Here is a 962-nt window from a genome sequence, read left to right on the forward strand (position 1 = left end):
ACAGGCATCGCGGCCCGAATAGTGTCGCCGGACGGCGACTACGTGCTCGCGCCTACCGCATGGGAAGACTGCCCTCTGTGCGCCTTGGTTAGAACCTCCGGCGAAGGGCGCCGTCGCTGCGCCGAGTCATACGCCCGCGCCGCGCGGCAGGCCTCTTCCATAGGCGAACCCTACACATTCCAGTGCCATGCCGGCCTGATATGCTGGGCAGCGCCCCTGGTGGCAGGCGGTGAGCTTCTGGGCTCAATACTGTGCGGCCAGGTCATAATGTGGGATCCGGACGACTTCTTCGTCGACGAAGTCGTGCAGCGCACGCGCGATCTGGACATTCACCAGAGCCAGATCGAGCCGGCCGTGCCCCGGCTCGAGCAGGTCCCGCCCAGACGCGTTCAGTCAGCCGCGGAACTGCTTTCAGCCATGGCAACATACATAGTCCAATCAGAGGACCTCGTCCTCAAGCAGCGGAACGAGATATATCGCCAGCAGCGCCTGCTGGGCGAGGCGATCCAGGAGCGCAAGCAACTCGAACAGCAGCTCTTCGCCAGGCCCCCTGTGCGCAGCATGTACTCGCCCCGACAAGAGCGCGAGCTGATGGGCGCCGTGCGGTCCGGTCGCCGCGCTGAGGCCAAGCGAATGCTCAACGAATTGCTTGCCGACATCTTCCTCACCCGCCTCGACATCATCAAAGCGCGCCTTCTGGAGCTCGCCGTTTTTCTCTCGCGCGCAGCTGTCGAGGCCGGCGCCGAGCCCCAGTTAATATTGGGCCTGAACTACGAGGCAATTCAGAGGCTTTCGCGCCTCGACGCTTTCGAGGATGTCTGCTTCTGGATCGTGGGCGTGCTCGACAAGTTCCTCGATGGAGTCGCGAACGCACCCCTGTCCAGTTCCGGGCTGGTTCGCGAGTGCATCTGTTTCATGCACGAAAACCTCAGCGCTAGGCTGTCGGTGACCGACATAGCCGC

The 962-nt window shown here is 63.2% G+C and carries 1 protein-coding gene; it reads left to right on the top strand.

The window, feature by feature from the left end:
• Positions 1–42 precede the first annotated feature (42 nt).
• Positions 43–962 (top strand): PocR ligand-binding domain-containing protein (locus ACMUOY_RS20185; protein ID WP_413894522.1); only part of this gene is annotated, 920 nt, incomplete at its 3' end.

Origin of the sequence: Candidatus Skiveiella danica (assembly GCF_022705245.1) — a bacterium.
Lineage (GTDB): Bacteria > Pseudomonadota > Gammaproteobacteria > Burkholderiales > Burkholderiaceae_C > Skiveiella > Skiveiella danica.